Source organism: Sphingomonas qomolangmaensis (genome assembly GCF_024496245.1).
Taxonomy (GTDB): Bacteria; Pseudomonadota; Alphaproteobacteria; order Sphingomonadales; family Sphingomonadaceae; genus Sphingomonas; species Sphingomonas qomolangmaensis.
In genome coordinates this window covers 1,908,829-1,935,213 of the sequence record NZ_CP101740.1, presented here as the reverse complement: position 1 = coordinate 1,935,213, position 26,385 = coordinate 1,908,829, and the positions used below count along the sequence as shown (strand labels likewise).

Below are 26,385 nucleotides of genomic sequence, written 5' to 3'. Positions count from 1 at the left end.
TTACTTCTTTCCCCCGACTTCGACCGCGGTCACCGAAGTGCCGCGTGATACGCGTACGACCGGCCCCATCGTGACTGCGACTGGACCTTGCGCGGTCACCATCCCCGGCATGACGGGCGGCGCCGGCGGCATGTTTACGCCCGCATTGACCGGCGGCCGGCCGGGCACGCTGCTGCGCTGGAAGCGCGAGATGTCGGCGCCGGTCGAGACGCTCGATCGCGCTTCGATCGGCCGCGCGGCCAGCCGTGCCAGCATCGCCTTTTCGGCGCGCGGATCGTCGGTTTCGGGCATGCTGACCTCGCCCGAGGCGATGGCCTCTTCGAGTTCGGTGGCGTTGTCGGCGATCGAGCGCAGCGACAGCGACAGGTCGCCGACGGTCTGCGCGACCGCGATCTTCTCGGCGATCTTGGGCGTCACCTCGACGGTGACGGTCGAATAGGTCGATACCACGGTCTTGCCGGCTTCGTCGGTCTGGTTGTCGACTCGCTGGTCCGTCGCCAGCACCCGCAAGTTGCGCAGCACGGTCTCCGACGCCTTGAGCGGCTCGCCATCGCCGCCGCCGGGCACCGACTGGGTCAGGATCAGGTCGACGCGATCGCCCGGAAATACGAAGCCCGCGACCGCGCTCTGCGCCGATACCGGCACGGTGACCGCGCGCATGCCCGGCCCCAATGCCGCCGCCAGAAAGCCACGGTCGCCGGGGCGCACCAGCGACCCTTGCGCGATCGGCTGGCCCGCCGGCACCGCGAAGCGAACGACGGTACCCTGCAGCGCCTTCAGATCGGTCTGCCCTTCGAGGTGATAGGCGTTTTGGATCAGTTCTTCTGGCCAGGGCTGGAACTTCATCGATTCGGGACCCAGGATCGTGCCCACCGGCAGCGCGCGCGTCGCGACCAGCACCTTGACGCTGCTGACCGGTGCGGCCTGTTGCGCGCCCGCGACCGGCGCCGCGCTGCCCTGCATCAGCGTGCGCGCCATGAACGCGGTGACCGCGGCGATGACGAGCGCGCCAACCAGGAGAATGATCTTCCGTCCATCCATGACAGTTCAGGCCTTTTTCAGATGCGCGCCGGTTGTCCCAGCGTCGGGTAGTCAACCAAAATGGTTAAAGAGTGGTTCGCCTAACGTGAGCAGCGCGGCGCAGGCGATCGCGACGCCATAGGGTATCTCGGGCTGGCCGGCGTTTTTGCGACGCCTGTGGTCGATCAGCATCACCAGCGTCAGCGCGCCGCCGACCAGCGACATGACTACCAGCAGCCAAAGCAGCGAATGGAGCGGGAACCAGAGCGCCAGCGCGGCGATCATCTTGACGTCGCCGCCGCCCATCATGCCGGCAGCGAATGCCGCGGCGAACAAGCCGAAGACCAGCAGCGCGATGCCCAGCTGGATGGCCATCCCCGGCCACACCGGCAGCCCGATCGCGACCCACCACAACGGCGCCATCAGCGCGATCGCGGCGTTCTTCCAGTTGGCGATCTCGCGCTTGCGCACGTCCTCGATCCCGGCTGAAACCAGCAATACGGCCAGCGCGATCGGCAGCCCCCAAGCGAAAAATTCCCCCATGTCGCCTATCCCCTAGACGACACGGCTTTCCAAAAAGTAACCACCGCAGATGGCAGGTTTGGAAGCAATTCGGCGCGCGATCCCGGTGGGCGCGCGCATCGCGACATGGGACGCACCCGATGGTTGGGGGCATCGCCGGTTCGATTTGCCGTCGCAGGTCATGCCCGCGCGGGGATCGCTGCTGTTCCTCGGCGGCCGCGGTGACGTGTTCGAGAAGTATCTCGAGAGCTTTGGACACTGGCATGCGCAGGGCTGGACGATCGCCAGCTTCGACTGGCGCGGACAGGGCGGGTCGGGGCGGTGTTCGCCCGCGCCGCATTGCGGGCACGTCGAGTCGTTCGCCGACTATGGTGCCGATCTCGCCGCGTTCTGGGACCAATGGGTCGCGACCACGCCAGGGCCGCATGTGGTGATCGGCCATTCGATGGGCGGCTATGTGGTGCTGCGCGTGCTCATCGATTCGGCGATCGCGCCGCAGGCCGCGGTGCTGGTCGCGCCGATGTTGGGGTTGAAGGGGCCGGTCACCGCGCGGCTCGGCGAATGGGCGGCGAGCGCGATGCGCAGGCTTGGCGATCCCGCGCGCGCGGCGTGGAAGGGCAATGAACGCCCCGCCACCACCGAAACCCGCCAGACGCTGCTGACCCACGACGCCGATCGGTACGCTGACGAGATATGGTGGCAGCAGGCCGATCCGCGGCTGATGACCGGGCCGCCGAGCTGGAACTGGGTGGCCGAGGCTTTCACCCAGACCCGCGCATTGCGGCAGGAGCCGATGCTGGCCACGATGCGTACCCCGTTGCTCGGACTGATCGCTGATGCCGACGGGCTGGTCGATCCGCGCGCGGCGGTGGCGACGCTGGGGCGGCTGCCCGATGCGCAACTGGTCCGGTTCGGGGCCGAATCGGCGCATGAAATCCTGCGCGAGGCCGATCCGGTGCGCGACCGCGCGTTGGCGGCGATCGATCGCTTCCTCGATGCAAGGGCGCCGGCATGACCTATGACATCGCGATCGTGGGCGGCGGCATCGCCGGTGCGAGCCTGGCAGCGGCGATCGGCGGCGCCGCGCGCGTGCTGCTGCTCGAGGTCGAGGACCAGCCGGGCTATCACGCGACCGGGCGGTCGGCGGCGTTCTGGTCCGAAACCTATGGCGGGCCTGGGGTGCAGCCGCTTACCACCGCCTCGGGCGCGATCTTGCGCGATCCGCCTGCCGAGCTTGGCGGGGTCAGCTTCCTCAAGCCGCGGGGTGAGTTGTTCATCGCCACCGATGAGGATGCGGCGGCGCTAGATGCCTTTCTTGTCGAGTTCGCCGAGTCGGGGGTGGTGCTCGACCGCGTCGATCCGCGCGCGATGCTGCCCGGGCTTCGCCCCGAATGGACGCAGGCGGTGTACGAGCCCACCTGCCAGGACATCGACGTCGCCGCGCTGCACGGCGCGTATCTCGCGCTCGCGCGGCGGACCGGCACGACGCTGGAAACCCGCGCCGGGCTGATTGGCGCAATCCGGATCGGTGACGCGTGGCGGCTCGAAACAAGTGCCGGGACGTTCGAGGCAGGGGTGTTGGTCAACGCCGCTGGCGCCTGGGCCGATCCGGTTGCGGCGATGGCAGGAGTAAAGCCGCTGGGAATCGCCCCGCTGCGGCGGACGATGGTCCAGCTTCGAGTCGATCCGCCGATGGCGTCCGATGCCCCGCTGGTGCGCGACGGCCGCGACCGTTTCTATTTCAAACCAGAAGCGGGGGGCCGCGTCTGGCTGTCGCCGCACGACGAGGTCCCCGACACCCCGCGCGACGTCGCGCCCGAAGACATCGACGTCGCCACCGCGATCGATCGCTTCGAGCGCGCGGTCGACTGGCGGATCGAGGCGGTCGAGCGCCGCTGGGCGGGGCTGCGCAGCTTCGCCCCCGATCGGTTGCCGGTCTATGGCTTCGATCCGAGCGCCGAGGGGTTCTTCTGGTTCGCCGGCCAAGGCGGCTTCGGCATCCAGACCGCGCCGGCGGCAGCGGCGCTGGCGGCGTGGTTGCTGGTCGGGGGAGAGCGGCCTGACTGGATCGCGGGGCTCGACGCGGCGGTGTATGCGCCGGGGAGGTTGCTGATCTCCCCTCCCTGAAAGGGAGGGGCAGGGGGTGGGTCGAGTGTTCGCGATACGGTCGCCTCGGCGGACTTGGCAGCCGTACCCCCCAGGCCTCGAACCACCCCGACCCCTTCCTTCCAGGGAGGGGAGCAGGTTATCGCCGCCCCGCTACCACCGCGGCATCGCTCGCCAGCCGATCGGCGCGTTCATTGTCGGGGTGGCCGGCATGCCCCTTCACCCATTTCCATTCGACCCGGTGCGGTGCCGCCGCCGCGAGCAGCGCCTGCCACAATTCGGCATTCTTCACCGGCTGGCGCGCGGCGGTCTTCCAGCCGTTCTTGCGCCAGCCATGGATCCATTTGGTCAGCCCGTCCATGACGTAGCGGCTGTCGGTCGACAGCGTCACGCGGCAGGGCTTGGTCAGCGCGTTCAGACCCTCGATCGCCGCCATCAGCTCCATGCGGTTGTTGGTGCTCAGCGCCTCGCCCCCAGACAGTTCCTTCTCGGTGGCGCCGAAGCGGATCAGCGCGCCCCAGCCGCCGGGGCCGGGGTTGCCCTTGCACGCGCCGTCGGTGGCGATCTCGACGTGCGGGAGTTCCTTGGCAGGCAGTTTTTCAGCGGGCAGGTCGGTCACACAAATGCTTTCGGGTTCGATTCATACCAGTCGAGCCGGCGCAGATACGCCAGCGGATCCTTGCGCGTTACCAGCGCACCCGCGGGCGTGTTGAGCCAGTCCCAGGCGCGGGTCAGCAGGAAGCGGATGCACGCGCCGCGCGCCAGCACCGGCAGCGCCGCGCGCTCCTGCGGGGTCAGCGCGAAGCTGTCGGCATAGCCCGCCACCAGCGCGCGGCCGATGGCTGGGTCGAGCGGGTTGCCTTGCGCGTCGAAGCCCCATGCCGAATGCATCACCGCCAGGTCATAGGCGCGGATGTCGGTGCAGGCGAAATAGAAGTCGATCAGCCCGGTGATCCGGTCACCCAGCATCAGCACATTGTCGGGAAACAGATCGGCGTGGATCGCCGCGACCGCCAAATCGCTCGGCCAGTCGGCGAGCACCGCATCGAGCGAGCGCGCGACGCGATCGTACAACCCGGGCGCGATCTGGTTCATCGATTCGCCGCACTGGTCGAGCAGCGGCCGCCAATGCGAAGCGCCGAGCCCGTTGGCGCGAACGCCCTCGAAGGTCGCAAGGCTGGCATGCATCCGCCCGAGCGCCTGCGCCGCCGCGCGCGCCTGTGCCGGCGTCGGGTGGCTGACCGATACGCCCGATAGGAAGCGGATCAGGCAGGCTGGCCGCCCCTCGAGCGTGTGGATCGTCTGGCCTTCGCGATCGGGGATCGCGGGCGGCACCGGATTGCCGTCGGCGGCGAGGTGATCGAGCAGCGAGAGGAAAAAGGGCAGGTCGCCCACCGACACGCGCTTTTCGTACAGCGTCAGGATGAAGCGATCGCGCGTCGTCTCGACGAGATAGTTCGAGTTCTCGACCCCCTCGGCGATCCCCTTGGCCGACACGAGCTCGCCGACGTCGAACTTCGCTAGGAAGGCCGAAAGCGATTCGGCGGAAACCTGGGTGTAGACGGCCATGAAGTTCCTGTCGGTCCAAATAAAACGCAGACACCGCCCACCCACCGTTCGTGCTGAGTAGCCGCTGAGCTTGTCGAAGCGGCGTATCGAAGCATCCGCCCGCTTGTGGCAGGGTCCTTCGATACGGGCCTTCGCCTTCGCTCAGTCCCTACTCAGGACGAACGGAAAAAAGCGGCTACGCCGCCTCCAGCCCGCGCGGCAGCTTGAACGCGATCGTCTCGCGGTTGGTCTCGACCTCGCGCTCGTGCACGTCGAATCGCTGGGCGATCGCATCGACGACTTCACGCACCAGGATTTCGGGGGCCGAGGCGCCCGCGGTGATCCCCAGCGTCCGGACATCCGCGAACCAGCCGAAATCGAGCTCGGCTGCGCGCTGGATCAGCTTGGCGCGGGTGCCCTCGCGCTCGGCCACCTCGACCAGCCGCACCGAGTTCGACGAATTGGGCGCGCCGATCACCAGCATCAGGTCGCACGCGCTGGCGATCGCCTTCACCGCGGTCTGGCGGTTGGTGGTGGCGTAGCAGATGTCGTCGGGGCGCGGCGCCTGCACCGCGGGGAAGCGCGCCTGCAAGGCCGATACGATCGCCGCGGTATCGTCGACGGAGAGCGTCGTCTGCGTCAGGAACGCGACATTCTGGTCGTCGGGCACACTGATCGTCCAGACATCCTCGACCGTCTCGACCAACGTCATGTCGCCTTCGGGTACCTGGCCGAAGGTGCCGATCACCTCGGGATGGCCGGCATGGCCGATGAAGACGATGTGGCGGCCGGCGGCGACCAGCCGCTCGGCCTGGCGATGGACCTTGGACACCAACGGGCAGGTCGCGTCGAGATAGGAGAGCCCGCGCTCGGCGGCCTTGGCGGGCACCGCCTTGGGCACGCCATGCGCCGAGAACACCACCGGCACCCCGTCGGGCACTTCGTCGAGATGGTCGACGAACACCGCGCCCTTGTCGCGCAGGCTGTCGACCACGAAGCGGTTGTGGACGATCTCGTGCCGCACATAGACCGGCGCGCCATATTTCTCGATCGCCAGCTCGACGATCTGGATCGCGCGATCGACCCCGGCGCAGAAGCCGCGTGGCGCGGCGATGAGAAGTTCTAGGCTTGGTTTTGGCTGGTCGGTCATCGTGCTCGTCTCTACGCGATTGCTTGCGTGCGCGGAAGGCGGTTCCTATGGTCGCGCCCGATCGGGACGGTGCATATCGCGCCGGCCCGCTTTTTGTGCAAAGCCGTTGCTCTACGTAAAGAAGGTGTGTGCCGACGTGACGATCCGCAAGCTTGCCGTGCCGCTCGTGCTGGCCTCCACCATCCTCACCGGCTGTTCGCGCACCGGCGATATCGAGCTCGAGGGCGGCGTCGGGATCAGCGCGGTGCGCACCGCTTGCCCGATCGTGGCGGTGCCTGCGGGTACCGGCGACATCACGCTCTTCGATCCCCCCGCCAGCCGCGAGGCGAGCGCGATCGACGTCACCGCGACGATCACCAATGTCCGATCGACCTGCAGCGAAACCGGCGCCGACGTCGTGACCACGGTCACCTTCGACGTGCTCGGGCGCCGCACCCGCGCCGATCAGCCGCGGACGGTGACGATGCCCTATTTCATCGCGGTCGTGCGCGGCGGCAGCAACGTGACCGCCAAGCGCGTCGACCAGGTGACGCTCAGCTTCCCGGCGGGCCAGCTGCGCGCATCGGGGCAGGCGACCGCGACCAGCGTCATCGCCAAGAGCGCGGCGACGCTACCGCAGGAGGTGCGCGAACAGCTCACCAAGCGCCGCCGTGCCGGCCGCGAGGAAGCCGCGGTCGATCCGCTGACCGCGCCGGGCGTCCGCGAGGCGGTTGCCCGCGCGACCTTCGAGGCATTGGTGGGCTTCCAGCTGACCGACGAACAACTGCGCTACAACGCAACGCGGTGAGACAATTCTTGGCATGCACGAACGGTATGAAGTGACGATTGACTCGCTTCGTTCGTGCAGCCAAGACCTTGATCGTCGATACCGGGCAACCGGCATGGGCACGCGCGGGAGAGCGTTTCGGGCAACCGGAACCACCGAAGGAGCAACCGCCCCGGAATCTCTCAGGTACACGGGACCGCGCGGGGCCGACGACACTCTGGAAAGCGGCGCGGCTTTTAGCTGGCGCCCACCGAAGGGGTAAGCCGAACAACGTCCCGTAGGGGCGGCGGCGAAAGCTCTCAGGTTCCGTGACAGAGGGGGCGACCGGTGCGGCGCGCAAGCGGCAGCATCGTCGTGCACCCCTTTGATCCGAGGAATCCCATGAGCGACCACGTCATCGACGAACCGACCGAGGCGCCCGAAACCCCCGCAATCGAAACGCTGCCGCTCGATGCCTGGCATCGCGGTCGCGGCGCGCGGATGGTCGAGTTCGCGGGCTATCACATGCCGATCCAGTATGACGGCATCATGGCCGAGCATCTGTGGGTGCGCGAAAGCGCCGGGCTGTTCGACGTCAGCCATATGGGCCAGCTGCGGATCGAGGGCGAGGGTGCCGATGCCGCGCTCGAGGCGCTGCTGCCCGGCGACATCAAGGGGCTCGGCACCAACCGCATCCGCTATTCGCTGCTGCTCGCCGAGGATGGCGGCATTCTCGACGATTTGATGGTCACGCGGCTACCCGGCGGCGACCTGTATGTCGTGGTCAACGGCGCGACCAAATACGAGGATCTCGGCTATCTGCGCGAGCATCTGCCCGACGACATCACGATCAACCATATGGACGAGCACGCGCTGATCGCGGTGCAGGGGCCCAAGGCGGTCGACGCGGTCGAGCGGCTGGTCCCCGGCGTCGCCGAATTGGTGTTCATGACCGCGGGGGCGTTCGCGTGGAACGGCGTTGCGCTGTGGGTCAGCCGGTCGGGCTATACCGGCGAGGACGGGTATGAGATTTCGGTACCCGCCGACGCCGTGCAGGGCTTTGCCGATGCGCTGGCCAACCAGCCCGAGGTGAAGCCGATCGGGCTTGGCGCGCGCGATTCGCTGCGGCTCGAAGCCGGTTTGCCGCTCTACGGCCACGACCTCGATCCCGAGACTACGCCGGTCGCCGCCGATCTCGGCTTCGCGCTGTCGAAGCGCCGGCGCGAGGAGGGCGGCTTCATGGGCGCCGAGCGTATCCTCGACGAGCGCGAGCACGGCTCGGCGCTCAAGCGAGTCGGCCTGATCGTCGAAGGACGTCAGCCGGTGCGCGAGGGGGCATCGGTGGTCGATGCCGCGGGCGAGACGATCGGACGCGTCACCTCGGGTGGCTTCGCGCCCAGCGTCGGCCAGCCTATTGCGATGGCCTATGTCCCCGCCGCGCTCGCCGTCGCGGGCACCCATCTCAGCCTGTCACAACGCGGCAAGCTGCATCGGGCGCAAATCGTGCCGATGCCGTTCGTCGCGCACCGCTATATCCGCAAGGGAGCCTCCAAATGAGCCGTCACTACACCCCCGATCACGAATGGATCGACGTCGATGGCGATGGCGCGACCGTCGGCATCACCGACTATGCGCAAGGCCAGCTCGGCGACATCGTGTTCGTAGAAGTCCCCGACGAAGGCCGCGAGGTCGCCAAGGGGGGCGAGGCCGCGGTGGTCGAATCGGTCAAGGCCGCGAGCGACGTCTATGCCCCGGTCTCGGGCACCGTCACGCAGGGCAACCCCGCGCTGGTCGACGATCCCAGCCTGGTGAATTCGGATCCCGAGGGCGAAGGCTGGTTCTTCAAGCTGCGCCTGACGCACCCGTCCGAGCTCGAAGGCTTGATGGACGAAGCCGCGTACAAGGAATTCGTGAGCGGTTTGTAATCGAAAGCCCCCCTCCCGCTTGCGGGAGGGGTTGGGGGGAGGGCCTGTCTGAAGGGCGCCCCTCACAAGCCCTCCCCTAACCCCTCCCGCAAGCGGGAGGGGGACAGCAGGAACCAAGAATGCGCTACCTCCCGCTCACCACCGACGATCGCAGCGCGATGCTCGCCACGATCGGTGCCGCCAGCATCGACGACCTGTTCGTCGACGTGCCGCAAGCCGCGCGGCTCGACGGCCCGATCCACGGGCTTCCCGGCCATGCCAGCGAACTCGCCGTCGAACGCCACCTCACCGCGCTTGCCCGCAAGAACACCGTCGCGGGCGAAGTGCCCTTCTTCCTGGGGTGCGGCGCGTATCGCCATCACGTGCCCGCCAGCGTCGATCACCTGATCCAGCGCGGCGAGTTCCTGACCGCCTACACGCCGTACCAGCCCGAAATCGCGCAGGGCACGTTGCAGATGCTGTTCGAGTTCCAGACACAGGTCGCGCGGCTGCTGGGCACCGACGTCGCCAACGCATCGATGTACGACGGATCGACCGCGTGCTGGGAGGCGATCACGATGGCGCGGCGGGTGACGCGCAAGGCCAAGGCGATCGTTTCTTCGGGCCTCCACCCGCATTATGTCTCGGTCGCCAACACCATGGCCAAGTTCACCGGCGACGTGCTCGAAACCGCGGCGCCGGCGCTCACCGCCGAACCCGACACCGCCGACCTGATCGCGCGGATCGACGACGATACCTCGTGCGTGGTGGTGCAATATCCCGACATCCTGGGCCGGATCGGCGACCTGTCCGAACTCGCTGCCGCCTGCCAGGCCAAGAAGGCGCTGCTGATCGCGGTGGTCACCGAACCGGTGGCACTCGGCGCGATCCGTAGCCCAGGCGAGATGGGCGCCGACATCGTCGTCGGCGAAGGCCAGTCGCTCGGCGTCGGGCTGCAATTCGGCGGGCCTTATGTCGGGCTGTTCGGTTGCAAGGAGAAATATGTCCGCCAGATGCCCGGGCGGCTATGCGGCCAGACGCAGGATGCCGAGGGCAAGCGCGGCTTCGTGCTGACGCTATCGACGCGCGAACAGCACATCCGCCGCGAAAAGGCGACGTCGAACATCTGCACCAATTCGGGGCTTTGTGCGCTCGCCTTCTCGATCCACATGACGCTGCTCGGCGAAAAGGGGCTGCGCGGGCTCGCGCAGGCGAACCACCTCGCCGCCAGCGCCGCCGCCGACCGGCTGACGCAGGTCGCGGGGGTCGAGCTGGTGACGCCGACCTTCTTCAACGAATTCACGCTGAAGCTGTCGAAGGAGGCGCGGCCGGTGGTGCGCACGCTCGCCGATCGCGGCATACTCGCCGGGGTGTCTTTGGGCCGGCTGTATCCGGGCGCCGATGCGCTGCAGAACGGACTGGTCGTCGCGGTGACCGAAACCGCGACCGCCGACGATGTCGAAGCGCTCGCGGGCGCGCTTGAGGCGGTGCTGGCATGAACGCGATCAATCAGAGCGGCTGGAAGCCCGAAATGGGCAGCGGCGACACCGCCACCGCCGCGACCTTCACCGGCAATCGCGCGCTGATGCTCGAGGAAGCGCTGATCTTCGAGATCGGCAGCGACACCACCTGCGGCGTCGATCTGCCCGAGACCCCCAGGGGCGCCAGCCGCCTGGGCAGCCTCGCGCGCGCCAGGCCGATCGGCTTGCCCGGGCTGTCCGAGCCTGAGACGGTGCGCCACTACACCCGGCTCAGCCGCCAGAATTACGGCATCGACCTGGGCTTCTTCCCGCTCGGCTCGTGCACGATGAAGCATAATCCGCGGCTCAACGAAAAAATGGCGCGGTTGCCCGGCTTCGCCGACATCCACCCGCTCCAGCCGGTCGATACCGTCCAGGGCGCACTCGGGTTGATCCACGAATTGCAGCATTGGCTCGTGACGCTCACCGGCATGGATTCGGTCGCGATGAGCCCCAAGGCGGGTGCGCATGGCGAACTCTGCGGCATCCTCGCGATCCGCGCCGCGCTCGAGGCACGCGGCGACGCGCGCCAAGTGATCCTCGTCCCCGAAAGCGCGCACGGCACCAACCCCGCCACCGCGGCCTTTGCCGGCTACAAGGTCGAGGACGTGCCCGCCACGCCCGAGGGCCGCGTCGACGTCGCGGCGCTCAAGGCGCGGCTGGGCCCCGATGTGGCGGGGGTGATGATCACCAACCCCAATACCTGCGGGCTGTTCGAGCGCGACCTGCGCGAGATTTCGGACATGGTCCACGCCGCCGGCGGTTTCGTCTATTGCGACGGGGCGAACTTCAACGCGATCGTCGGGCGGGTTCGCCCCGGCGATCTCGGCGTCGATGCGATGCACATCAACCTGCACAAGACTTTCTCGACCCCGCATGGCGGCGGCGGGCCGGGCTCGGGGCCGGTGGTGTTCTCGAAGGCGCTGACCCCCTTCGCGCCCTTGCCCTTCGTCGAAAAGACCGACGAGGGCTTCGCCCTGGTCGAGGAGGAAAATGCGCAGGATCATCACGCCAGCGCCTTCGGCCGGATGGTCGCGTTCCACGGCCAGATGGGAATGTTCACCCGCGCGCTCAGCTACATCATGAGCCACGGCGCCGACGGCCTGCGCCAGGTCGCCGAGGATGCGGTGCTCAACGCCAACTACGTCCTGCGCAGCCTCGAGGGCACGCTCGACGCGCCCTTCGCGGCTTCGGGGCCGTGCATGCACGAAGCCTTGTTCAGCGACGACAACCTTGCCGAGGGCTTCTCGACGCTCGACGTCGCCAAGGGGCTGATCGACGAGGGGTTCCACCCGATGACGGTGTATTTCCCGCTGGTCGTCCATGGCGCGATGCTGGTCGAACCGACCGAGACCGAAAGCAAGGCGGCGCTCGACCAGTTCATCGGCGCGCTGCGCTCGGTCGCCGAACGCGCCAAGGCGGGTGATCCGTCGCTGAAATCGGCGCCGCACTTTGCGCCGCGTCGGCGGCTCGACGAGACGCTGGCGGCGCGCAAGCCGGTGCTGGTGTGGAAGGACGCGCCGCTGGCCGAAGCGGCGGAATAGCGGGGGGGGGGCAGGGGACTACTGCCCCCCGTTCGCTCTGAGCTTGTCGAAGGGCGGCCCCCACTTACACCGCGCGCCGGCGTTGATGGCAGGGGCGGGCTTCGACAAGCTCAGCCCGAACGGGTCTGGGAATAGCGCTCGACCAATCGCGCCATATGCGCGCGCAAAGCCTCGGCATTCCGCTCCCACGTAAACCGCGCCGCCGCCGCACGCACCGCCGCGACATCGGGCGCCTCCGCCAACACCGCCGCGATTCCCTGGGCAAACCCCTCGACCGTCCGCGCGACGATCCGTCCCGCCGCAGGCCGGTCGACCACCTCGGCGGCGCCTCCTGCATCGGTGATCACGATCGGTGTCCCGCTCGCCAGCGCCTCGACCCAGGCATTCGCGAGCCCCTCCGAAGACGAGGCCAGCGCCATTACATCGGCCGCGCCGAGCAACGCGGGTAGATCGTCATGCGGCACGCTGCCCAGCAACCGCACCCGATCGCCAACCCCCGCGGCATCGATCCGCGCCTGCAAGCCGGAGCGATCGGGTCCGTCTCCCGCGATGAGCAACGACACCCCCGCCAGCCGCGCTACCGCGTCGATGACGATAGCGTGCCCCTTGCGCGCGATCAGCGCCCCTACCGACACCACCAGCGGCCCGGTGACCCCCAGCCGCGCCTTGGCGGCATCGCGGTCCCCAGGCGCGAACCGCGCTTGATCGACCCCGGTATGGTGCACCCGCACCTTTTCCGCCGGCGCCCCCAGCGCAATCAGGTCGCCGCGCATCGCCTCGCTCACCGCGAGCAACCCGTCGGCGGTAAGCGCCGCGGCGCGGACCTGGGGCGCGGTCGCAGGTGCGTTGCCCCAGTGATGGATATCGGCCCCGCGCGCCTTGATCGACACCGGCACCCCGAAACGCTTGCCCAGCGCCACCGCGGCGGGTCCGTCGGGAAAGAAGAACGAGGCATCGATGACGTCGAACGTGAATTCGGCACGGATTCGGGTGAGCACCGGTACCAGCGCCCGCGCCAGCAGCGCGGCATGGAAGCGTCCGCCGGTCGCCGGCACATTGACGAACCGCGGCCGCTCGAGAGTGAGGCCCTTCCAGCTTTCGGCCAGCGGTAGGCCGGCCAGCGGCGCGTATCGCGGTTGGCGGTATAGCGGGAAGGGGGGCAATCCGATCGGCGCGACCACGCGCACCGCCACATCGGGCAGGGCGGCCAGCCCGAGCGTCTGGCGCTCGACGAACACGCCGAAATTTGGCCGGGTCGCATCGGGGAACAGGCTGGAGAGGGTCAGGACGCGCAGCATCAGGGGGTGTTAGCTGGACAAGCGTAACAGCGCGTTACCGTCGAAGCCATGCGCCCCAGCCGTCACCCCGGACTTTGTCCGGGGCCCGCCGGGCGGCAAGAGGCTCCGGCGGCAACGTGAGCGGAACCGTGGACCCCGGACCAAGTCCGGGGTGACGAAGGCAGTGGGGCCGCCTACAAAAAAAGGGGCGGGAAGCTCGCGCCTCCCGCCCTCTCATATCAGCGTAACCGCTGGCTCAGCGGCACTTGCTCGCGCCGCGCTCGACCGCGCGACCCGCGAGCGCGCCGACGCCGGCACCCGCCAGCGTCCCCAGCGTACGGTCGCCGCGCGTGTCGATCGTGCGCCCGACCAGCGCGCCTGCAACGCCGCCGACGACCAGGCCAGTGGTGCCGTCGGGCTTGCGGCAATAGCGCTTGCCGTCGCGACCGCGCCATTCGCGATATTTGCCGCGCTTCTGCGCCGATGCCTCGGCCTTGTCGGTGGGGATGACCACCGCGACGGGGGCGAGCAGGCTCGCGGCGGCAACCGCCATCATGATGCTACGCATGGGGATACTCCATCTACTTCACTTGAAACCGAACCCGATAACGCCGCACCGCCCCGAACAGTTTCATGAACGAAACGAAAGCTGGCGTTTTACCGGGCTATGCGCCGCTCAGCGGGTAGCGCGCGATCGTCTCGTAGGTCGGGCCGTCGCTCCCAAGCGTGCTTTCGAACAGCAGGACATGATCGAGCGTGAACGGCGCGCTCGTCAGCGCCGCATGCTCGGCAAGAAACCCCTCGACCGGTCCCGCGCCGCCACCGATCCGCGCCAGCGTGATGTGCGGCAGATAGGCGCGGCCCTCGGGCGGCAGCCCGATCCGTACCAAAGCCTGGTCGATCTTGCGGTGCAGCCGCGTGATCGGCTCGGCCGGGCGCACCCCCGCCCACAGGCTGTTGGACCGACCGCGGCGCTCGAACCGCCCGACCCCGTCGATCGAAAGCGTCAACGGCGCGGCGTGTACCGATCCCAGTGCCACCGCGATATCCTCGGCCACCGGCCGCTCGACCTCGCCGATGAAGCGCAACGTGACGTGGAGTTGGTCGTCGTCCTGCCAGCGTGCGCCGACCACGCCGTCCATCGCGGCGAGGAGCCGCTCGCGCACCGCCAAGGGCGGGCGAAGGCCGACGAACAGGCGATGCATCACGCCCGATTACCCCCGAATCTATGCCGACGCGACCCGGTTTCGCTTGAATTGGCGGGGGTTTCACCCGATATTCCTGTTATTCCGGCAAGCGTGCCGGGCAAAGGAGTTCACAATGGCAAATTGGTCGGATCCCCGTACGACCGCCGCACCGTATGCGACGGGCGCAGGTACGCGCACCGATGCGTATGATGCGGGGCTGCGGTCCTATATGCTTTCGGTCTACAACTACATGACGTCGGGCGTGCTGCTGACGGGCATCGTCGCGCTGCTGTTTTCGTGGGGCGGCATGGAATCGCCCGCCGCGCAGATCATGATGGGTGGCGGCATCCTGAAATGGATCATCGTGCTGTCGCCGCTGGCGGTCGTGTTCGCAATGAGCTTCGGGCAGAACCGGATGTCCACCGCGACGCTGCAGATGCTGTATTGGGGCTTCGCGGTCCTGATGGGCCTGTCGCTGTCGACGATCTTCCTGGTGTATTCGGGCACGTCGATCGCGGGTGCGTTCTTCGCTACCGCCGCGGGCTTCGCGGGCCTCAGCCTGTTCGGCTACACCACCAAGAAGGACCTGTCGGCGTTCGGCACCTTCCTGATCATGGGCGTCGTCGGCCTGCTCGTCGCCAGCGTGATCAACATCTTCCTGCAGTCGGGCGTGATGAACCTGATCATCTCGATCGCAGGCGTGCTGATCTTCGCTGGTCTGACCGCGTACGACACGCAGAAGATCAAGAGCATGTATGCTCATGTCGCCGGTACCGACATGCAGGGCAAGGTCGTGATCCTGGGGGCGTTGAGCCTTTACCTCGACTTCATCAACATGTTCTTGTTCATCCTTCGCCTGTTCGGTGGCAACCGCGAATAAGCGGCGGCAACCCAGCGAAAAATCGGGGGCCCGGCGAGCGATCGCCGGGCCCCTTTTTCTTGGGAACGTGGCTGGCTCCCGCTTCGTTGAAGCGGCTTATCATCTGAAAGGTACCGTGATGGCTCAGGGCGAACTTCCAATCGACGACGCAGCGATCGACAGCCTGTCGGTGGCCCCCGGCGACCCCGCGAACGAGAAACAGCCCGCGGGCTCGGCCGATGCGGGTAGCGACGAGGCGATTGCCGAGCGGCTCGAGGACGATCCCGATGATTGCGAAGCCAAGCTCGACCGCGGGCTCGACGAATCGATGGATGCGTCGGATGTTCCCGCACTGACCCAGCCGGGCGCAGGCGACGAGCCCGCGCCTTCGTCGGGCTTCGACGAAGCCGCCGAGGCAAGCCTGCGCGGCGTCTGATTGGAGCTAGAGCCGTTGTTTCGCGCGTACGACTATGCGCGCGACAACGGCCTTCGGCGGGCCCAGTTGGCTATCGCTTAAGGATATCGAGCGCTGCCGCGGTCGTGGCTTCGGCGGCGGTGCCGATCACCGCCTCGGCATCGGGCGCCCAGGTTGCGCTGTGGAGCGATGGCAATGCCGCGCCGCCCGCCTGCGCCGCCGACCATTTGTCCTGGGGCACCCCGCCGACCCAGAACAGCACGCTCTCGATCTGCTTGTCGGCGAGGTAATAACGGCTGAAATCCTCGCCCACCATGACGGCTGGGACCTCGGGCACTCGCTCGGCGCCGAAGCGCTGGGTGAACAGCGTCTCCAGCTGCCCCGACAGCGCCTCGGTGTTGAACGTCGCCGGGGTATAGTCGGTCCGCACCGTCACCACCGGCATCCGGTCATCGGAAATGCCCGCCGCGATCGCCTCGCCGCGCGCGATCCGCGCGATGCCCGCGAGCAATTTCTGGCGCACCTCGTCCGAATAGCTGCGCACCGTGATCAGCAGCGTCGCTTCGTCGGAAATGATGTTGTGCGACGTACCACCGCGAAAGCTGCCGACGGTCACCACCGCGGGCTGCTGCGGGTCGTTCTCGCGGCTCACCAAAGTCTGCAGCGCGCCGACGATCCGCGCGCCGAGCACCACCGGGTCCTTGGTCGTCGCAGGATAGGCGCCATGCCCGCCGATCCCGCGCACGACGACGTCGACCGAATCGACATTGGCCATCATATGCCCCGCGCGCACCGCCAGCGTCCCCGCCGCCATCGTCGCGCTGTCATGGAAAGCGATCGCATGGCTGGGCTTGGGGAAGCGCGTGTAGAGCCCGTCGTCGAGCATCGCCTTGGCACCCGCGCCCTTCTCCTCGGCAGGCTGCGCGATCATCACCAGCGTGCCCGACCATACGCCCTTCATCTTGGCCAGGTTGCGCATCGCGCCGACCCAGGCGGTCATATGCGTGTCGTGGCCGCAGGCGTGCATGACGCCGGTCTCGGTGCCCTCCGCCGTCGTTGCGCGAACCTTCGAGGCAAAGGGCAGCCCGGTCGCTTCGATCACCGGCAGCCCATCGGTATCGGTGCGTATCAACAGTACCGGCCCCGGTCCGTTGCGCAGCACCGCGACGACGCCGTGGCCGCCGACGCGCTCGGTCACCTCGAACCCCGCGTCGCGCGCGAGCTTGGCCAGCTTCGCCGCGGTCTTGGCCTCCTGCAGGCTGAGCTCGGGGGTCGCGTGGAGATCGCGGTACAGCGTCATCAGCGCGGGAAGCTGCGCCTGCGTCGCCTCGCGCACCGGTTCGGCCGCGGCGGGCGATGCGAGCAGCATCGCGCCCAGCAGCAGCCGCGCGTTCATGCCGGCACCAGTTCGATGATGTCGAGCTTCGATTCGAAGCGCGGCCATGGCAGCACCAGCCGCCAGCGGCGATCGCCGACGCGTTCGACGAAGCCCGCCATGTCGCGGTTCCCGTCCTGGCCATATTCGAGCGGCGCGCGCTCGTCGCCCAGCACCAGCGTCCCCAGGAACACCGCGCGCGCGTCGGTGTCGGCGAACAACAGCCCGACGGGTCGCTGCGACCCGGTCTGCTTGTACAGGCTCAGCACGTCGCCCTCGGCATCGATGCGGCAGTCGAAGAACGGATAGGCGACATAATCGAGCATCGCCGGCCCCGCCGCGCCAAGCTTGAACACGCGGCAGCGATAGGCACCCGGCGGCGGCATCGCGCCGGGCAGCGCGCGATCGGGGTCAAATAACGCGCCCTGTTCGTCTATTTCGGCAGCGTTGCCCTTCCGCGCCGCGGGCAGCGCCTGCATCCAGGCGTCGCGCCAGCGCCGCAACCGATCGCGATCGGCGGTGGTGGCGACGTTGCGCCAGTCGGCGGGCGCCGCCGCCACCGGTGCCGATGCGCGGGGGCCAAGCTCGCCCCCCGATCCGCCACAGCCGGCCATCAGAAGCGCCAGGCCGCACGCCGCGAGCGATTTCGAAATCATGGTACGCGAATCCCGATTGGTTTCGCTTTACCCTAACGCCGGTTTCGAGCTTGCCAAGCCGAACGCGTCAGGCGGTCCACCCACCATCGACCGACAGGTTGGCGCCGGTGATCGATTTCGCCTCGCCGCGGCACAGGAACAGCGCGAGCGCGGCGACCTGTTCGGAGGTGACGAACTCCTTGGTCGGCTGCGCATCGAGCAGCACATCGTTGATCACCTGCTCGCGCGTAAGCCCGCGCGCCTTCATCGTGTCGGGGATCTGATGTTCGACCAGCGGGGTCCAGACATAGCCCGGCGAGATGCAATTGGCGGTGATCCCGAAGGTCGCGGTTTCGAGCGCGACGGTCTTGGTGAGGCCGGCCAGCCCGTGCTTGGCGGCGACATAGGCGGCCTTGTTGGGGCTCGCGACCAGGCTGTGCGCCGACGCGGTCGAGATGATCCGGCCCCAGCCGGCTTCCTTCATATATGGCACCGCGGCGTGCATCATGTGGAACGCCGAGCTGAGGTTGATCGCGATGATCGCGTCCCACTTCTCGGTCGGGAATTCCTCGATCTTGGCGACATATTGAATGCCGGCATTGTTGATGACGATGTCGGGCCCGCCCAGCTCGTCGTGGCAGCGCTGCACCAGCGCCGCGATCAGCTCGGGCTTGGTCATGTCGGCGCCGTCGTACAGCGCCTTGCCGCCGCTGGTTTCCTGAAGCGCCGCACGCTCGGCCTCGATCGCGGCTTCGTCGCCGAAGCCGTTGATCATCACGTTTGCGCCCTCGGCCGCCAGCGCCTTGGCATAAGCCAGGCCGATGCCCGACGTCGAGCCGGTGATGAGGGCGGTCTTGCCTTTCAGAAACATGCGATTCTCCGTCTGGAATTCGATTGGCTCAACGCCGGGTGAGATCGAAGGCTGCCGTGCGCCCGTCGACGATGTTCGCGGCAACCACCTGCGATTGCGCCAAGGTGCGCTCGATCCCGTCGCGCCCCGCCTGCCAATGCTCGCGCATCGTCCGCTGCGAAAATTCGAAATCGCGGCTGCCGCCCTCCCAGGCATTGGCGCGGTGAATCAGGTGGACCAAAGCCACCGGCAGCTCGGCGGCCTGCGCCTTGAGCGCGACCACGTCGGGATCCTCGCACAGCGCCTTGGGCAGCTTGGCCAGCACCCGGCGGATCGCCTCGCGTTCCTGGCGCAGCTTGAGCTGCTCGTTGGTCACCTGGCGCGTCCGGCTCGAATAGCGGATTTCCTTTTCGCGGTTCATCACGTCCATCATCGTTCGCGGGCTTTCGGCGGTGGCCGAAAACAGATCGACCTGGAATACCAGCATCGCCGCGTCCTGATGCTCCATGACATGCGTCAGCGGGGTGTTCGAAACGAGCCCGCCGTCCCAGTACATCACCCCGTCGATGTCGACCGGCGGCAGCCCCGGCGGCAGCGCGCCCGAGGCCATGATGTGGCGCGCGTCGATCCGATCGGTGCGTGAATCGAAATAGCGGAAATTGCCCGTCCGCACCTCGACCGCGCCCACCGACAGCCGGATCGGCCCCTCATTGGCGAGATCCCAGTCGATCAGGCTGTCGAGCGTGTCCTTGAGCGGGGTCGAATCATAGAAGCTCAGCGCCTCGCAACTGCCTGGGCTCGCGAAGGTCGGCGGCAGCACGCGCGGGCGGAAAAAGCCCGGCACGCCTTGCGCGATCACCGCGCCCGCCGACCATTCGTGGAGGAATTCGCGCAATCGCTCGTCGGGAAAGATCGGGAAGCTCGGCAGCCCGCTGGTGAGCAATTCCCAAAAGGCGCGCAGCCGCTCGACGCGGCGTTCGGGCGGGTTGCCCGCGATGATCGCGGCGTTGACCGCGCCGATCGAGATTCCCGCGACCCAGTCGATCTCGACCTCGGCCTGCGCCAGCGCTTCGAAGACGCCCGCCTGGAAACTCCCCAGCGCGCCGCCGCCTTGCAGGACCAGCGCCACGCAGTCGGGAAGCGGCAGCGTCTTGGCGATACGACGGCGGGGCGAGCTGGAATCGATATCTGACATTATCGGAACATGGCGTCGATGTTGCACTGCATCAACACCGTAATCGGCGATTAAAATGAGCGGCGTTGCAACGTACTGCCAACCCTGCGCATTCTGCGCACGACCTCTCGCTGCTTTTCCCAAGGATCCACCGGTAATGCGTCTCGACGATTTCGATCCCAGCAACAACGTCCGCGATCTTGGTTCGGGCGGTGGCGGCGGTGGTGGCGGGTTCAATTTGCTGGGGCTGTTGCCGCTGTTGCTCGGTCGTCGGATGGGCTGCGGCGGCATCGGCATGCTGGTGGTGGTGGGGCTGATCTATTTCGCGATGAGCGGCGGGCTTGGCGGACTCACCGGCGGCGGCAGCGCGCCGCAGGCGACCTCGGGGGCCGCGACGGGTGCGGCGGTTTGCGACACCGAGGCGCGGCGCTTCACCTGCCAGGTGCTCGCGTCGACCGAACAGACTTGGGGGAAGCTGTTCACCGCGCAGGGCAGCACCTATCGCGCGCCGACGCTCAATTTCTACCAGGCCGGGGTTCGCTCGGGCTGCGGCCAGGCAAGCTCGGCGGCGGGGCCGTTCTACTGCCCGCCCGACCAGGGAATCTACCTCGACACCAGCTTCTTCGACGAGCTGGCGCAGCGCTACGGCGCGGCGGGTGATTTCGCCCAGGCCTATGTGATCGCGCACGAGGTCGGCCACCATATCCAGAACCTCACCGGCCAGGCGGGCGAAGTCACGCGCCGCCAGCAAAGCGCGGGCGAGGCCGAAGGCAATCAATTGTCGGTCCGGCTAGAGCTGCAGGCCGATTGCTATGCCGGCGTCTGGGCGGCGCAGAACCGCCAATATCTCGAGGCGGGTGATATCGAGGAAGGGCTGACCGCCGCCAACGCGATCGGCGACGACACACTCCAGCGCAAGACGCAGGGCGAGGTCGTTCCCGACAGCTTCACCCATGGCAGCTCGGCACAGCGCAAGGCGTGGCTGCAACGCGGGCTGAACAGCGGCGATCCTGCGGTGTGCGACACCTTCAGCGGGGCGATCTGATCCGATGAGCGTCGCATTCCGCCGCGAGAGCGACGAAGAGCATAAGGAACCCGCGTTCGAATTGCCGCTGCCCCCCGGCCCCAATCTGGTGACGCGTGCGGGATTGAAGCTGATCGAGGCGCGGCGCGATGCCGCGCAGGCTGCGGTCGATGCCGCATCGGGCGAAGAGGAAGTGAAGCGGCTCCGGCGCGACCTTCGCTATTGGCACACCCGTGCGGGCACCGCCGAGCTGCAGCCGCCGCCGGGCAACGACATCGTGGCGTTCGGCTCGCGCGTCCGCTTCCGGCTGAACGGGCAGGAACGGGTGATCGCGCTGGTCGGCAGCGACGAGGCCGATCAGGCGGCGGGGCTGGTGCCCTTCACCGCGCCGCTCGCGCAGGCGATGATGGGCGCCGAAGTCGGCGAATGCGTCGATTTCGCGGGCAAGCCCGAAGCGATCGAGATCCTGGCTACCGAGGCGCTGGAGCCCGAGGCCTGAGCGCGATCCGCATCCTGGTCGATGCCGATGCCTGCCCGGTCAAGGACGAGGTCTATCGCGTCGCGCAGCGGCATGGCGTGTCGGTCGCGATCGTCAGCAACCAGCGGCTGCGCGTGCCGCCCTTGCCCTTCGTCGAGCGGATCGTGGTCAGCGACAGCTTCGACGCCGCCGACGATTGGATCGCCGAGGCGGCGGGCCCGCGCGCAGTAGTGGTCACCGCCGACATCCTGCTCGCCGATCGCGCGCTCAAGAACGGCGCAGTCGTGCTGTCGTCGAACGGCAAGCCCTTCACCACCGCGTCGATCGGCGGCGCGATCGCGGTGCGCGCGATCATGGCCGATTTGCGCGCCGGCGGCGAACAGCTCGGCGGCCCCGCGCCCTATTCGAAGCAGGACCGCTCGCGCTTCCTCTCGGCGCTCGACGATGCGCTGGTGCGGCTCAAGCGAGCAGGATAGGGGAGGCCATGGCCGAAAAATTCGAACGACACCGACAGCCCTGGACGCAGGACGAGATCCAGAAGCTCCACACGCTGGCGAAGAAGGGCATGGCGCTCAAGGCGATCGCCAAGGCGATGACGCGCAGCGAGGAGTCGGTGAAGGACCGCGCCAAGGCCGACGGGCTCAACATCGCCAAGCTGCGCTAGCAATTCAGTCCGTTCGTGCTGAGCTTGTCGAAGCACCGTCCTTCGCTTTCAGCCCGCAGCGGGGTTCGACCAAGCTGAGGCCCAGCTTCCGCAACGACAACGTTACCAGAAACGGCTACCGGGAATGCCCTTGAACGGGCCGGCAAGGTCGCTGGTGATCCAGCCGCCGTAAAAGCCGCCAGGCTGCGCCACCGCGCGCTCGCCATCGACCAGGCAGGTGTCGAACAGCGCAGGGTAGAAGGCGACATGGTCGCGCATCGCCGCGAAGGCCGGAGTCGGCGCGGGATAGGCCCAGGCGGCATCGGCAATGACCTCGCCCGCGACGATCGCGTCATAATAGATCGCCTGCCCCTTCCATTCGCACAGCGACCGCCGGCCATTGGGCCGCAGGAGCGCCATCGCGACGTCGGCCGGCGGGAAATAATAGGTCGGCGGGTGGCTCGTCTCGAGCGTGCGGAACCCCGCGCGTGTATCGGCGACGACGAACCCGCGATGCCGGACTTCCAGATGCCGCGCGGTGGGTTCGGCGATCGCGGGGCGCGGATAGGCCCATACGCTCTCCTGCCCGGGGGCGACCCTATCGGGTCTGGGCCAGTTCATCGCGCCAGCGCCCGCTGCAGGCGCGGCCGGACGCGCAGGAACCGCAGGTACAGCCGCTCGAGCACGCCGAGCACCACGCGGTTGCGCGCCGCCAGCCCCAGCGGCCGCAGCAACGGGATCGCGCGCCACATCGCAGCGAACGCCGCCGCGCCCGACAGCATCCGCCCGTCCTCCTCGGCATGGAAGCGCGCGAGCGCCGCCTTGCGGTCGATCGGACAGCTCGCCTGCGGGTCGGCGACATCGACGAACGCGATCGCGCCGCGCCGGTCGAGCCGCCGCATCGCCGCGATCTCGCGCCGGCACAGCGGACATTGGCCATCGTAAAAGACGCGGAGCACTGCCATGTGGCCGAGATGGGGCGCGCCGCCGCGCCCGCAACCAAGGGGTGCCGAATGGACGTAGCGATCATCGGGGCGGGGATTGCCGGGCTGGCGTGCGCCGATCAGCTCGCGGCGGCGGGGCATCGCGTCGCACTGTTCGACAAGGGGCGCGGCCCCGGCGGCCGGATGTCGACCCGCCGCGTCGAACACGAGGGCGCGGCCTATCGCTTCGATCACGGCGCGCAATATTTCACCGCGCGCGATCCCGATTTCGCCGCGCAAGTCGCACGCTGGGAAGCCGCCGGGATCGCCGCGCGCTGGCCCGCTGCCGGTGACGATGCCTGGGTCGGCACGCCGGGCATGAACGCGCCGGTGCGCGCGATGGCCGACACCCATGCGGTCGAGTGGGGCGCACGGATCGAAGCGCTGACGCGAACGCCCTCGGGCTGGCAGCTCGATACGCGTCCCGAACTCTATGGCGCTGTCGTGGTCGCGGTGCCTGCCGAACAGGTAGCCGCACTGGTCGCGCCGCACGCCCCCGACCTCGCCGAAGCAGCGGCGGCCACCGTATCCGAGCCGTGCTGGACGCTGATGGCGGCGTTCGACCGGCGGGTCGCGGTCGCCGACGACGTTATCCGCGGCGCGACCGGCGAGCCGCTCGGCTGGGCGGCGCGCGATGGCGCCAAGCCGGGGCGCTCTAGCGGCGAAACCTGGGTCGTGCAGGCCGGCGGCGCCTGGTCGACCAAGCATCTCGAGGAAACCGCCGAAGCGATCGTCCCGCACCTGCTCGCCGCGCTCGCCGCCCGCGCCGAAGCGCCGCTGCCCCCCACGCTGCACGCCGCCGCGCACCGCTGGCGCTACGCACGGACGACGGGGCGGGGCGCAGGCCCGGCATGGCGCACCGATATTGGCCTGGGCCTATGCGGCGACTGGCGCGAAGGCCCGCGCGTCGAAGCCGCTTGGGCTTCGGGGAGCAAGCTGGCGCGAATGATCGGCTAGGGCTGGTGGAGCTGAGGGGAATCGAACCCCTGACCTCTGCAGTGCGATTGCAGCGCTCTCCCATCTGAGCTACAGCCCCGCCGCCGATCGCTTTAGCTGCGGCCTACCCGCGACGCAACGATCCTTGCTCCTTTTCGCGGTGTTTTGCAGGTGCTTGCGCCGGGCTGCGGCTGGGGCGCGTCAGGGCGCGGGAACCGATACGGCGACGAAATCGTCTAGATCGCAGGACGCATGGCCAGCGCCATGGCTTCCCTTGACCGAAATCCCAGGAGGATCTTTCGATGGGCTATGAACGCGATTCACGCGGCAACGACCGCTTCGGCGGGTATCGAGACCGCGACGACGGCCAGCGCGGCGATTATCCGGCGCGCGACCGCGACCCTTATGGCAACCGCGATTATTATGGCGGCAACCGCGACGATCACCGCCCCGACGGCCGCTACACCCAGCAGGGTCAGGGACAGCAGGGCTATGGCCGGCCGCATTATGGCGCGCACCGCGACGAGGATCGCGGCCAACCGGGCTATGGTCGATCGACCCACAGCGCCGATCGCAATCGCTTCGCCGATCCCGAGCGTGGCAATTTCGACCGCCACCAGCCGCATGGCCGCGGCTTCTCCGGCCAGCCGCAGGGCTATGACTATGACGATCGCGGCTTCATCGATCGCGCGGGCGACGAGGTCCGCTCGTGGTTCGGCGACGACGAGGCCGAGCGCCGCCGCGAAATGGATCGCCGCCACGACGAGCGCTACGGCGCCGACCGCGGCTTTGGCCGCGACGAGCATTATGACGGGTGGCGCCGCAAGCAGGTCGCCGATCTCGACCGCGACTATGACGAATATCGCCGCGAGAACGCGCACAAGTTCGAAAGCGAATTCGCCAGCTTCCGCACCGAACGCCAGACGCAGCGCGCCGCGCTGTCGCAGGTCAAGGAGCATATGGAAGTCGTCGGGTCCGACGATGGCCATGTCGGCACCGTCGACAAGGTGCGTGGCGACCGCATCATCCTGACCAAGACCGATCAGGATGCCGGTGGGCGACACCATTCGATCCCGTCGCGCTGGATCGAAAGCATCGGTGACAAGCTGAAGATCCGCAAGACCGCCGACGAGGCGCAGGCGCAGTGGCGCGACGAAGAGGCCAACCAGGCATTCTTCAAGGACAATGACGGCGAGCGCCCGAACCGTGCATCCGAAACGCCGGCCCAGCCGGGCGCAGCCGATCGCTTCCCCAATGATCGCCTGTCGTCCGAACGCAGCCCGACCGACCGGGCGGGCGATACCAGCACCGGCAATCCGACCCGCGGCTACTGATCGCTGCGGCATCACGGTGAAAAGGCTCGGGCGGCGACGCCCGGGCCTTTTTCTTGCGCGGCATTTCCCGTAGCAAGGTGCAACTGATCACGACAAGGAGAGAGACATGGCCCGCGCCTGGCACCTGGAACGCCGCCCCGATGGCATGCCCACCGCCGACGATTTCGCGCTGCGCGACATCCCCGCCACCGCGCTCGCCGATGGCCAGGTGCGCGTGCGCAACCTCTGGTTGTCGGTCGATCCCTATATGCGCGGGCGGATGAACGACGCCAAAAGCTATGCCGCGCCCTTTGCGCTGGGCGAGCCGATGGGCGGCGGCGCGGTGGGCGAGGTGATCGAAAGCCGCAGCGACATGCTCGCGGTGGGCGACCGGGTGCTCCACATGGGCGGCTGGCGCGACGAGGCGGTGCTGCCCGCGCGCGAGGCGCAGAAATTGCCCGCGATCGACGCCCCGGCACAGGCGTTTCTCGGCCAACTCGGCATGCCCGGCATGACCGCCTATTTCGGCCTGCTCCACGTCGCCGAGGCCAAGCCCGGCGAGACGGTGTTCGTCTCCGCCGCAGCCGGCGCGGTCGGATCGACGGTGGTGCAGATCGCCAAGGCCAAGGGGATGACGGTGATCGGATCGGCGGGCGGTGCCGCCAAATGCGATTGGGTACGCTCACTCGGCGCCGATCAGGTCATCGACTACAAGGGTGAGGGCAGCGTGGCGCGCCAGCTGTCCGCCGCTGCGCCCGAGGGCATCGACGTCTATTTCGACAATGTCGGCGGCGACCATCTCGACGCCGCCTTCGCGACCGCGCGGCAGGGCGCGCGCTTCGCGATTTGCGGGATGATCGACATCTATAATTCGGGTGCGCCGACCCAGCTTCGCTACATCGCGCGGACGATCGCCGCGCGGATCCGCATGCAGGGGTTCCTGGTCAGCGACTGGATGGGCCAGGCGCCCGCCTTCTACGCCGACATGGCGACCTGGATGGCCGAGGGTAAGCTCCAGCGGCAAGAGACGGTGGTCGAAGGGCTCGAACACATGCCCGAGGCGTTCCTCGGCCTCTTCTCGGGCCGCAATACCGGCAAGATGCTCGTGAAGCTGTAGGCGCTGGCGGCGGACCGGGGGGCGAGCTTTGCCCCTTGGTCCGTATCGCGGTCGGTGGTC

General features: G+C 68.1%; 30 protein-coding genes, 1 tRNA gene and 1 riboswitch. Of the genes, 16 read left to right on the top strand and 15 right to left on the bottom strand.

Annotated elements, in window-relative coordinates:
• Together cpaB and NMP03_RS09185 are read right to left on the bottom strand one after the other, a co-directional pair.
• Nucleotides 1–1,041 carry a Flp pilus assembly protein CpaB gene (gene cpaB, locus NMP03_RS09190; RefSeq protein WP_256505062.1) on the bottom strand — a complete coding sequence of 347 codons (1,041 nt, stop codon included), beginning with the start codon at nt 1,039–1,041 and terminating at the stop codon, nt 1–3.
• Between the two features lie 51 nt (nt 1,042–1,092).
• Complete coding sequence (locus NMP03_RS09185; RefSeq protein WP_256505061.1) at nt 1,093–1,563, bottom strand: A24 family peptidase; 471 nt, start codon at nt 1,561–1,563, stop codon at nt 1,093–1,095.
• A gap of 49 nt (nt 1,564–1,612) precedes the next feature.
• Between NMP03_RS09185 and NMP03_RS09180 the strand changes: the two genes are divergently transcribed.
• Together NMP03_RS09180 and NMP03_RS09175 are read left to right on the top strand one after the other, a co-directional pair.
• Nucleotides 1,613–2,557, top strand: a complete 945-nt coding sequence (locus NMP03_RS09180; RefSeq protein WP_256505059.1) for an alpha/beta fold hydrolase — start codon at nt 1,613–1,615, stop codon at nt 2,555–2,557.
• A complete protein-coding gene (locus NMP03_RS09175; RefSeq protein WP_256505058.1) occupies nt 2,554–3,669 on the top strand; it encodes an NAD(P)/FAD-dependent oxidoreductase in 1,116 nt (371 codons plus the stop codon). Before NMP03_RS09180 ends, NMP03_RS09175 begins: the two co-directional genes overlap by 4 nt.
• Nucleotides 3,670–3,787: 118 nt before the next feature.
• Here the strand turns inward: NMP03_RS09175 and rnhA are convergent, their stop codons facing one another.
• The 3 genes from rnhA to ispH form a co-directional block, all read right to left on the bottom strand.
• On the bottom strand, nt 3,788–4,258 hold the full coding sequence (rnhA, locus tag NMP03_RS09170) for a ribonuclease HI (RefSeq protein WP_256508079.1): 471 nt from the start codon (nt 4,256–4,258) through the stop codon (nt 3,788–3,790).
• Between the two features lie 5 nt (nt 4,259–4,263).
• Nucleotides 4,264–5,217, bottom strand: coding sequence for a homoserine kinase (thrB, locus tag NMP03_RS09165; protein ID WP_256505057.1), 954 nt, complete (start codon nt 5,215–5,217; stop codon nt 4,264–4,266).
• Between the two features lie 175 nt (nt 5,218–5,392).
• Entirely contained in the window at nt 5,393–6,346 is a 954-nt protein-coding gene (ispH, locus tag NMP03_RS09160) for a 4-hydroxy-3-methylbut-2-enyl diphosphate reductase (protein ID WP_256505056.1), read from the bottom strand.
• A 106-nt stretch (nt 6,347–6,452) separates the two neighbouring features.
• On the opposite strand from ispH, the gene NMP03_RS09155 reads away from it, so the two are divergent.
• From NMP03_RS09155 to gcvPB, 5 genes are all read left to right on the top strand, one after another.
• Nucleotides 6,453–7,133: a hypothetical protein gene (locus NMP03_RS09155; protein WP_256505055.1), complete on the top strand. Its 681-nt coding sequence runs from the start codon at nt 6,453–6,455 to the stop codon at nt 7,131–7,133.
• A 95-nt stretch (nt 7,134–7,228) separates the two neighbouring features.
• A riboswitch (glycine riboswitch) is annotated at nt 7,229–7,321 on the top strand.
• 172 nt (nt 7,322–7,493) lie between these two features.
• Nucleotides 7,494–8,648 carry a glycine cleavage system aminomethyltransferase GcvT gene (gene gcvT, locus NMP03_RS09150; protein WP_256505054.1) on the top strand — a complete coding sequence of 385 codons (1,155 nt, stop codon included), beginning with the start codon at nt 7,494–7,496 and terminating at the stop codon, nt 8,646–8,648.
• On the top strand, nt 8,645–9,016 hold the full coding sequence (gene gcvH / locus NMP03_RS09145) for a glycine cleavage system protein GcvH (protein ID WP_256505053.1): 372 nt from the start codon (nt 8,645–8,647) through the stop codon (nt 9,014–9,016). Before gcvT ends, gcvH begins: the two co-directional genes overlap by 4 nt.
• Before the next feature lie 119 nt (nt 9,017–9,135).
• The gene (gcvPA, locus tag NMP03_RS09140; protein ID WP_256505051.1) at nt 9,136–10,494 is read left to right on the top strand and encodes an aminomethyl-transferring glycine dehydrogenase subunit GcvPA; all 1,359 of its coding nucleotides are present in this window, start codon (nt 9,136–9,138) and stop codon (nt 10,492–10,494) included.
• A complete protein-coding gene (gene gcvPB, locus NMP03_RS09135) occupies nt 10,491–12,059 on the top strand; it encodes an aminomethyl-transferring glycine dehydrogenase subunit GcvPB (protein ID WP_406697536.1) in 1,569 nt (522 codons plus the stop codon). Before gcvPA ends, gcvPB begins: the two co-directional genes overlap by 4 nt.
• A 110-nt stretch (nt 12,060–12,169) precedes the next feature.
• On the opposite strand, the gene NMP03_RS09130 is transcribed toward gcvPB, so the two are convergent.
• From NMP03_RS09130 to thpR, 3 genes are all read right to left on the bottom strand, one after another.
• A complete protein-coding gene (locus NMP03_RS09130) occupies nt 12,170–13,357 on the bottom strand; it encodes a glycosyltransferase (protein ID WP_256505050.1) in 1,188 nt (395 codons plus the stop codon).
• A 235-nt stretch (nt 13,358–13,592) separates the two neighbouring features.
• Nucleotides 13,593–13,904 (bottom strand): glycine zipper 2TM domain-containing protein, encoded by a 312-nt coding sequence (locus NMP03_RS09125; RefSeq protein ID WP_256505049.1) that lies wholly within the window; start codon nt 13,902–13,904, stop codon nt 13,593–13,595.
• A gap of 97 nt (nt 13,905–14,001) precedes the next feature.
• Nucleotides 14,002–14,541, bottom strand: coding sequence for an RNA 2',3'-cyclic phosphodiesterase (gene thpR, locus NMP03_RS09120; protein WP_256505048.1), 540 nt, complete (start codon nt 14,539–14,541; stop codon nt 14,002–14,004).
• Nucleotides 14,542–14,656: 115 nt separating this feature from the next.
• Between thpR and NMP03_RS09115 the strand changes: the two genes are divergently transcribed.
• Together NMP03_RS09115 and NMP03_RS09110 are read left to right on the top strand one after the other, a co-directional pair.
• Nucleotides 14,657–15,403 (top strand): Bax inhibitor-1/YccA family protein, encoded by a 747-nt coding sequence (locus tag NMP03_RS09115; protein WP_256505047.1) that lies wholly within the window; start codon nt 14,657–14,659, stop codon nt 15,401–15,403.
• A 118-nt stretch (nt 15,404–15,521) separates the two neighbouring features.
• Complete coding sequence (locus NMP03_RS09110) at nt 15,522–15,818, top strand: hypothetical protein (RefSeq protein ID WP_256505046.1); 297 nt, start codon at nt 15,522–15,524, stop codon at nt 15,816–15,818.
• A 70-nt stretch (nt 15,819–15,888) separates the two neighbouring features.
• Here the strand turns inward: NMP03_RS09110 and NMP03_RS09105 are convergent, their stop codons facing one another.
• From NMP03_RS09105 to NMP03_RS09090, 4 genes are all read right to left on the bottom strand, one after another.
• Complete coding sequence (locus tag NMP03_RS09105; protein WP_256505045.1) at nt 15,889–17,193, bottom strand: amidohydrolase; 1,305 nt, start codon at nt 17,191–17,193, stop codon at nt 15,889–15,891.
• Nucleotides 17,190–17,828 carry a DUF4893 domain-containing protein gene (locus NMP03_RS09100; RefSeq protein WP_256505044.1) on the bottom strand — a complete coding sequence of 213 codons (639 nt, stop codon included), beginning with the start codon at nt 17,826–17,828 and terminating at the stop codon, nt 17,190–17,192. The genes NMP03_RS09105 and NMP03_RS09100 overlap by 4 nt, the downstream gene beginning before the upstream one ends.
• A 67-nt stretch (nt 17,829–17,895) precedes the next feature.
• Nucleotides 17,896–18,678 carry a 3-hydroxybutyrate dehydrogenase gene (locus tag NMP03_RS09095; protein WP_256505043.1) on the bottom strand — a complete coding sequence of 261 codons (783 nt, stop codon included), beginning with the start codon at nt 18,676–18,678 and terminating at the stop codon, nt 17,896–17,898.
• 28 nt (nt 18,679–18,706) lie between these two features.
• Complete coding sequence (locus NMP03_RS09090; protein WP_256505042.1) at nt 18,707–19,852, bottom strand: patatin-like phospholipase family protein; 1,146 nt, start codon at nt 19,850–19,852, stop codon at nt 18,707–18,709.
• Between the two features lie 136 nt (nt 19,853–19,988).
• Between NMP03_RS09090 and ypfJ the strand changes: the two genes are divergently transcribed.
• The 4 genes from ypfJ to NMP03_RS09070 are packed head-to-tail and all read left to right on the top strand — an operon-like array spanning nt 19,989 to nt 21,997.
• Entirely contained in the window at nt 19,989–20,876 is an 888-nt protein-coding gene (ypfJ, locus tag NMP03_RS09085; protein ID WP_256505041.1) for a KPN_02809 family neutral zinc metallopeptidase, read from the top strand.
• A gap of 4 nt (nt 20,877–20,880) precedes the next feature.
• Nucleotides 20,881–21,354, top strand: a complete 474-nt coding sequence (locus NMP03_RS09080) for a GreA/GreB family elongation factor (protein ID WP_256505040.1) — start codon at nt 20,881–20,883, stop codon at nt 21,352–21,354.
• 5 nt (nt 21,355–21,359) lie between these two features.
• Nucleotides 21,360–21,809 carry a YaiI/YqxD family protein gene (locus NMP03_RS09075; protein WP_256508077.1) on the top strand — a complete coding sequence of 150 codons (450 nt, stop codon included), beginning with the start codon at nt 21,360–21,362 and terminating at the stop codon, nt 21,807–21,809.
• Nucleotides 21,810–21,817: 8 nt separating this feature from the next.
• On the top strand, nt 21,818–21,997 hold the full coding sequence (locus tag NMP03_RS09070; RefSeq protein WP_033922694.1) for a hypothetical protein: 180 nt from the start codon (nt 21,818–21,820) through the stop codon (nt 21,995–21,997).
• 102 nt (nt 21,998–22,099) lie between these two features.
• Here the strand turns inward: NMP03_RS09070 and NMP03_RS09065 are convergent, their stop codons facing one another.
• A complete protein-coding gene (locus NMP03_RS09065) occupies nt 22,100–22,597 on the bottom strand; it encodes a DUF427 domain-containing protein (RefSeq protein WP_256505039.1) in 498 nt (165 codons plus the stop codon).
• A complete protein-coding gene (locus tag NMP03_RS09060) occupies nt 22,594–22,941 on the bottom strand; it encodes a thiol-disulfide oxidoreductase DCC family protein (RefSeq protein WP_256505038.1) in 348 nt (115 codons plus the stop codon). The genes NMP03_RS09065 and NMP03_RS09060 overlap by 4 nt, the downstream gene beginning before the upstream one ends.
• Nucleotides 22,942–22,989: 48 nt before the next feature.
• On the opposite strand from NMP03_RS09060, the gene NMP03_RS09055 reads away from it, so the two are divergent.
• The gene (locus NMP03_RS09055) at nt 22,990–23,916 is read left to right on the top strand and encodes an NAD(P)/FAD-dependent oxidoreductase (protein WP_256505037.1); all 927 of its coding nucleotides are present in this window, start codon (nt 22,990–22,992) and stop codon (nt 23,914–23,916) included.
• 3 nt (nt 23,917–23,919) lie between these two features.
• Here the strand turns inward: NMP03_RS09055 and NMP03_RS09050 are convergent.
• Nucleotides 23,920–23,995, bottom strand: a tRNA-Ala gene (locus NMP03_RS09050).
• 202 nt (nt 23,996–24,197) lie between these two features.
• Here NMP03_RS09050 and NMP03_RS09045 point away from each other — a divergent pair.
• Complete coding sequence (locus tag NMP03_RS09045) at nt 24,198–25,229, top strand: DUF2171 domain-containing protein (protein WP_256505036.1); 1,032 nt, start codon at nt 24,198–24,200, stop codon at nt 25,227–25,229.
• Between the two features lie 106 nt (nt 25,230–25,335).
• Nucleotides 25,336–26,325, top strand: coding sequence for an NADP-dependent oxidoreductase (locus tag NMP03_RS09040; protein ID WP_256505035.1), 990 nt, complete (start codon nt 25,336–25,338; stop codon nt 26,323–26,325).
• Nucleotides 26,326–26,385 lie beyond the last annotated feature (60 nt).